Origin of the sequence: Sinomicrobium soli (genome assembly GCF_003285545.1) — a bacterium.
In the GTDB taxonomy this organism is placed as follows: domain Bacteria; phylum Bacteroidota; class Bacteroidia; order Flavobacteriales; family Flavobacteriaceae; genus Sinomicrobium.
The window spans coordinates 461903-469187 of the sequence record NZ_QLNV01000002.1; the positions used below are offsets into that span (position 1 = coordinate 461903).

The 7285-nt window shown below is 48.2% G+C and carries 5 protein-coding genes; 2 read left to right on the forward strand and 3 right to left on the reverse strand.

Features of this window, described 5'->3' with window-relative positions; translation table 11 throughout:
* Positions 1-76: 76 nt before the first annotated feature.
* The gene (locus tag DN748_RS03885; RefSeq protein WP_112370438.1) at positions 77-3592 is read right to left on the reverse strand and encodes a SusC/RagA family TonB-linked outer membrane protein; all 3516 of its coding nucleotides are present in this window, start codon (positions 3590-3592) and stop codon (positions 77-79) included.
* A 116-nt stretch (positions 3593-3708) separates the two neighbouring features.
* Entirely contained in the window at positions 3709-4866 is a 1158-nt protein-coding gene (locus DN748_RS03890; protein ID WP_112370439.1) for a FecR family protein, read from the reverse strand.
* A 108-nt stretch (positions 4867-4974) separates the two neighbouring features.
* Here DN748_RS03890 and DN748_RS03895 point away from each other — a divergent pair, with 108 nt between their 5' ends.
* Positions 4975-5571, forward strand: coding sequence for an RNA polymerase sigma factor (locus DN748_RS03895; protein ID WP_112370440.1), 597 nt, complete (start codon positions 4975-4977; stop codon positions 5569-5571).
* Between the two features lie 138 nt (positions 5572-5709).
* Here the strand turns inward: DN748_RS03895 and DN748_RS19200 are convergent, their stop codons facing one another.
* The gene (locus DN748_RS19200; RefSeq protein ID WP_201741412.1) at positions 5710-6105 is read right to left on the reverse strand and encodes an HTH domain-containing protein; all 396 of its coding nucleotides are present in this window, start codon (positions 6103-6105) and stop codon (positions 5710-5712) included.
* 401 nt (positions 6106-6506) lie between these two features.
* Here DN748_RS19200 and DN748_RS03905 point away from each other — a divergent pair, with 401 nt between their 5' ends.
* Positions 6507-7067, forward strand: coding sequence for a helix-turn-helix domain-containing protein (locus DN748_RS03905; RefSeq protein ID WP_112370441.1), 561 nt, complete (start codon positions 6507-6509; stop codon positions 7065-7067).
* The last annotated feature ends 218 nt before the right edge of the window (positions 7068-7285 follow it).

The following is a 7285-nucleotide window of genomic DNA, read 5'->3' on the forward strand; positions in this document are numbered from 1 at the left end:
ATGGAACCTTTGATGTTTAAAATAATCATTCCCCTGTGTGTTTAATAATTATTTTAAACATGTCGGTTTCATCGGTTTAAAATTTAGCAATTAACTGTACCGTATATACCGGCCTTGTTTGCAGCCCCCTTATTCCCGTATCCGGGTCTATGGCGTCCATATCGATATCGTTGCCGCTAAAGGTATACCGCCATACGTTCTGGGCCTGGAAGCGCAACTGGGTATCGAACAGCTTCAGCCCGCTCAGGAACTCCCTCCCCAGGTCCCAGGTCAGGGTGACGTCGGTAAGCCTTAGCTGGTCGGCATTGCGGACATACCGGTCGGCATTTCTGTAAATTCCGCGGCCAAAACTCATGGCCGAATAATTCGGGTTCCCTATGGGGGGCGACAGCCCCGGGACATCGGTTACAAGTTCATCCCCCGGAGCTTTCCAGTAGTCTCCCGACCCCCGGAGCGGGAAATCCGCGGTAAGGTCCGGCGGCCTTACCCGGGCCACATGCCCCCCGTAATACATCAGCATGGCAAAAAGACTGAGCCTGCCGAAACGCAGTTCGTTTCCGGCCCCCATCACATATTTTGGGGTGGTGGTCCCGCTGTCTACCAGGTCCTCAAGGTAAATATCCGAGGAGGTGGTCAGTACCTGTGTCTCCCCGTCACGGGTGATCATCATGGGCACTCCCTCCTCGTTCAGCCCGGCATAGCGGTAACTCACCAGGGTATTCAGGGCATATCCTTCGATGGGATTGTCGGAATCTATATAATTGGTATTCCGGTAAGAAGTCGGGCTGGGGTTATATACTTTTTCTATGGAATTCTTGTTATACGACGCGGTCAGGCGGGTAGACCAGGAAAATTTTTCCCCGGTAATATTACGGGAACGCAGGCTGAGTTCCAGACCCCTGTTTTCAATCGTCGCCGTATTGGCATTGTATGTACTCCAACCTGTTGTCGGATCGGCAATGGTACTTCCCAGTACCAACTCACTCTTTTTCCGGTACCAGTCGAAGGTCCCGGACAGCCTTTGCCCGAAAAAGCCGAAGTCCGCCCCCATATTTATGTTTTTGGTGTTTTCCCAGCGAATGGACTGGTTTTGCGGCGCAACGATGGAATTATAGGGAACAGCCGGGCTGAAATTGATACGCCTGCCCGTTCTGAAGATCAAAAACCTCCCGCTGTTACTCGTAGGCACATTGCCGGTAAGCCCGTAGGCCCCTCGCAGTTTAAATTGCGATACCCAACCGGAAAGCGGTTCCATAAAGGCTTCCTTGTGCATCAGCCAGCTCGCTCCGGCAGACCACTGGGGTTTGTTCCGGCTTTTGGGATCGGTACCGAACAGGTTCGACTGGTCCAGGCGGATACTCCCCGTTGCAATATATTTGCCATTATAGATATAGGTGGCCTGGGAGTAAAAGGAACGGTAGCGGTTATCGTCAAACGCTTCGTCGAAATAATCATTCAGGCTTATACTGGCCACACCGAATGAAAACTGCGGAAACCCCGAAACAATATTACGGTTGCTCAGCAACTGCAGGTCGGCGGGGCTCATGTTCAGGGTCTGCCCGTCATACCCGAAAAAGGAGGAAAGGTAACTGCCTTCCGTCACTTTTCGCAGTTCCGCCCCTGCGATCGCCGATATTTCATGTTGCTGCCGGTCTCCGAGAATATAGTCGGCATGCAGCTGGGCCCGGTAGGTATACCCTTTGAGTTTGTGGTCCCGTCGTTTGAGGATATCGCCCTGGGGCATATGGGTAAACAGGGCCATCCCGGTAGAAGGGTCGGCCTGGGCGGCCTTGTTCAGCAGGCCTCGTACCAGGTAGTTGTTTTCGTCGTACAGTATATCTGTATCCGTATTCTGGTATTCATAGGCGCCCCCCAGCTGTAGTTCAAGCCCTTCCGTCACTTCCACATTCAGGCGGGCCTGTACCCTGAAGGCATTTTTGCGGGAGGTAAAGCGCTCGCTGAGAAAATCGGCATAAGGATAGCGCCACCGGTCGTATAACCCCAGCGCCATCGCCTCGTTATTCACTTCTTCATTTCCTTCCAGGTAATCGTAATTGGGCAGCGAATTCCCGTTATCATCTACCAGGGGCCGGTAGGGCAACAGCCCCGAATAGGCCGGTACACTCCCCCTGCCCTCGTTTTTTTCGTAGGTATAGATCCCGCTGATATCCAGGGAGACCCGGTCGGATATCCGGTAGTTGTCATTCAGGTTAAATACCAGCCTGCGCCGGTCGTTGTATTTCTCATTAGTCTCGTGGTCGATATAATTAAGGCTCATCCGGTAGCGGTTATTGGCGCCGCCGCCGCTCATCCCCAGCTCGTAATTCTGTATAAAGGAAGGCCGGTAAAACAGCTTCTCGTATTGCTTCTCGTTATTGTATTTTCCCCATTCGGCCAGGGTGGCATTGACTTCGTCTTCAGAAACCAGTCCGTCGCGCAGATCGTATACCAGTTCCGTCACCGGGTCGAACTGCCTGCGGGTGCCGGTAGGTCTTGAAGACGTACTTTGCATGGCCAGGGCCCTTTTGATATCGATATATTCTTCCGAACCTGCATAATGATGATCTCCCATATCCGGTGCAGCCTGCACGGCTACGGAATTCCTGAAGGTAAATTGGGGCTTGCCCTCTTCACCGCGCAGTGTCTCGATCACGATAACCCCGTTGGCCGCCCTGGCCCCGTAGATGGTACTGGCTGCCGCATCGCGAAGTACGGATACGGAGGCTATGATATTGGGATTTATGGCATTCAGGTCGATTTCCGTCGGAAAACCGTCGATAACGATCAGCGGCGATTTTACGCCGTCGAAGGTCGCTACACCCCGTATGGTCAGCCGTTCGTCTTCCGGGGTGTTCGGGTTCCGGAAATTGTATACCAGGCCGGGCAGCTGTCCTTCCAGGCTCTCCAGGAAATTCCCGGAAGCAATGGTCCGCTGGTTCAGTTCACCGGCCCCGACCACAGAAGCTGCCCCGGTGAGCTGCTCCTTCTTGATCTCCTGGTACCCGGTAGACACCAGCACCACTTCCTCCAGTTCATCTACAGACACTTCCAGGGTAACGTCTATCCTGCCCTGCTGCCCTACGGGGATCTCCCGGGAAGTATATCCTATACTGGAAAACACCAGTACGCTTTCAGGCCCCGGGATACGCAGGGTATAGTTGCCGTCGAAATCGGTGGCCACCCCCCGCTGAGCCCCCCTGATCTGTACGGTAACCCCGGGAAGGGGGTTCCCCTCGCCGTCGCGTACCGTTCCCGACACCTCCCGCTGCTGGCCATGGCTTCCGGCAGGAGAAACTGCCCCCCTCCTGCTCAGCAGTATCTTGCGGTCTGCGATCTCATACCGTGTTGCCGTACCGGAAAACAGGTGCTGCAACACCACCCCGATATCCTGGTCCTCTACCGAGAAGGATACATTTCTGTCCAGGTCTACGGCATCCGTATTAAAAATAAACTGATAGACCGTTTGCGCTTCAATGTCGTCTATCACCTGCCCTACCGTACGTTCCCGCACCTGCAGGGTGATGCCCTGCGAACGGATCTGTCCGGGAAAAATAACAAAGGTTAAAGCTGTTAACCACAAAAACTGCTTCATAATGAAAAATGGTTTTGGTTATCGGAAACTGTTTAATTTTTAAACGGTTTCTTACTGTTTTGGTTTACTTACCACAACACAGTACGCAGGGCATATCGGTACAGGGCATCTCCGGGTTAGTCTATCACAATCTTGTTGTGGACTATGCGGTAATGTATATCGTATATCTTGTTAAAATAATTCAGTACTTCCTCTATGGATTCACGGTCTACTTCTATACTGGCATTAAAGGTTTCCCTGGCCAGTTCTTCATTATTATTGATGATGGTCACATTGTAGAGGCGTTGTAACCTGGCGACAATATTCTCAAACGGGGCATTCCTGAACACGACCTTTCCGTCGACCCATGACGCGTATACCAGCGTATTGACCATCCGCGTCTTTACGGTCTGTCCGGCGCGGTCGAAAGCCCCCATCATTCCCGGCCGGAGAATAACATCGGTACCGGCATCGAAGTCCTTGCCTTTAGGGTACATGCCCACGGCACCTTCCACCAGCACCACCCCGGTCAGGACGTCTTCGGGATATGCAGACACGTTAAAACTGGTGCCCAGGGCCCGGACATTCAGTTCCTGGGCCTCCACAATAAAAGGGTGTTCCGGGTCTTTGGCCACTTCGAAAAAGGCCTCCCCTTTGAGAGATACCTTCCGGGTGCCCTCCCCTGAAAACTTCACCGGGTACCGCAGCGAACTCCCTGCATTCAGGTATACCTTGCTGCCATCCGAAAGCACCAGGTTAAAACGCTTTCCGTAAGGCACGGTCAGGGTACTGTACACCAGTTCTTCAGCAGTATTGTCCTTCGAATAATCGAGCATATTTCCTTTCTGAACCCCCATTACCTTTCCGCTATTGCTGCTCACCGCTATGGTATCGGCCTCCTGCAATTCCCTGACAGACCCATCGTCCAGCCTCAGGGTTACGCCTTTCTGCTCTATCTGTAATACGGGGTGTTCCTGTTTCTTTTGCACAGAAAAATAGTATCCCGCCGAAAGCAACAGGAGTACGGCGGCGGCATACCCGGTTATTCTTCTTAACCTGCGTATTTTATGTCCTCTTTTCTCCCTGGTAATCGTACGGAGCAATCTCTTGCTGGCTTTATCAGCGTCAAAAGCCTTTACATTGTAGTCCATAGCATAATTAATCTTTACAAAACTTCTGAACACCACTTCGTTTTCCGGCTTTTTCAGCCATACAGACAGCTTGTCCAGATCATCGGCAGATGTCTGCCTGACCAGGTATTTGACGATAAACCCGAACTCTCTGAATGATTTCATAGTATATTAACATTTCCTATAACTATTACAAAGCCATTTCATCTGACCCCAGCTTTTTTTTGATTTTTTTTTCGGAAAAACAATAAATCCTGTAATTTTAACTGCAATATGTCTCCGTATCACGACCATATCCGGTTTGTCAATGCCCTGAAAAACGGGGAGGCTGCCGCATACGATTTCCTGGTGAAACAGTATCACCAGAGGCTATGTGTATATGCCTACGGCCTGGTACACGACCACGCCCAGGCAGAAGATATCGTACAGAATATTTACCTGAAAGTCTGGAAACAACGCAGGAAACTCAGGGCCGACCTCAACATAAAGCACTTTCTGTACAAGGCGGTATACAATGAATTTATCAATCAATACAAAAAACAAAAATCGGTTATCGAACTGGAGAAAAAATATATGAGTACCCTGGAGTCTGTTATGGAAGAGGATGAAAAAATGCTGTTGAAGCTGATCCCGCTGGTGTGGAAAGAAATACAGCACCTGCCGCCAAAATGCAGGGAGGTCTTTATGCTCAGTAAAAAGGACGGCCTCACCAATATGGAAATCGCAGACCATCTGAATGTCTCCGTCAAGGCCGTGGAATCACAGATCACCAGGGCTTTCAACATTATCCGGAAAAAGCTGGGAGACCAGGCCAATACCATTCTTTACCTGCTTTTCGGACACCAGGCCGGTTATCCTTCATTGCAGTAGAGGAACTTTTATAACACTGTCACCGGAACGAGGCATGCCGGATCATATTGTTGTAAAAATCACCGGTATCAGGCAACGCCTATTAAATCACAGCATTCGGTAAAAGAACAAATGACGAAGTATTGGGAGCGATCTGCTTTATTGATCGGAACTGTCTTGTCCGGGGTATAGGGGTCGGTTCCCAAATTGTTTTTCCCCTTGTTCGGTCAACATATACTTGCCGGTTTTCGGCGCTCCGACAAAATCTACCCAGCCTATATCTTTCAGCTGCTTCATGTCTCTTTGGGCAGTGGCTCTTTTGATGTGAAATTCCTTTTTCAATTCTTCAAGAGAGATGCCACTATGGGTAATAATAAAGGCCAGTTCCTTTCCTAATCTTTCCTTTACAGCATCACTTACAGCATCATAAACGTTTGTATCCTTTATAACGCCTACAGTTTTCAATGGTATAACAGTTCTGAAAACGTCTTCCTCAAAAAATTCCGGCTGACTTCCCGGGGTGTAGATCCCACAATATTTAAAAGTATTCCTCACCCCGGAGCCCAATTTGTCAACTCTTCCTATTTCTTTAAAGAACCGGGCTATAACAGGATTTTTAGGATAAGGTGAAAAGTTTACCGGGTTTATAATACCTACGCCATGAGGACGATTCCAGTTTTCCTCCCAGATTTAGTACGGATACTTCTGGTTCAGGCATGCCTAACTGCTGCGCATTTGAGCAGAGCGGAAGAAATTATAATCCCCGCAAAGCCGAGGATTAAGGACATATAACGCGCCCTTCCTTTTTTAGAAATAAATTTACACAACGCACTCAATTTATCATAAGTCACTTACTAACAAATACTTACATAAATGTCATAAAAATGTCGCCTTAAAACCGTTATCAAAATATAGTTTGCACTAATATATTTGTAGCTCACCAATTAAAACACATCATGAAAGAATTCGGGCAAAAACTCAAAGAACTTAGAAAAAAGAAGGGACTGTCACAAGAAGAATTGGCTGATGCTGCTAAAATAAATTTAAGAACAATTCAACGCATTGAAAACAACGAGAACATACCTCGTGGAAAAACCCTGGGACTTATCTGTGAAGCTCTGGAAATAAACATCGAGGACATTTTGGACTATGGTAAAAAAGAAGACCGTAAATATCTTGTTTATCTCCACCTGTCTGTATTGGCCTTTTTAGTAATTCCTTTGGGAAACATTATACTACCTTTAATTTTATGGCTTTCCGGGAAAGACAGGATTATCGGTCTTAAAGAAACCGGAGCAAACATACTGAACTTTCAGATTTTCTGGACCATACTCCTGGGATTAGCAATAATCGGGCATATCAGTATTATTTTTCGTTATGGCATAAGACTGGAATTCCTTTATTTTATTGTATTCCTGTATGTGGTAAACATTATGCTCTCCATTATTTTTACTTTTAAATCAGGATATGGACGGCCTGCTAAAATGTACCCCACTATCTTCAGACTGGTAAAGTAATTCCAGTGGTGCTCCCTTTAATGCGTTTGCCCTGCACCCCATCCTCCGATTTCCACATATTCCCAAAAAAATATTTACTTTTATACAAATTTTATCATGATTTGCTCACGACGAGTGCAATCGATTTCGAATATAAAAATCAATCATCTTGGACCGAAGAAATTTTATCAGGAACAGTAGTTTGGGAACAGGCGCATTGCTGTTCCCGGGAAGCTTGT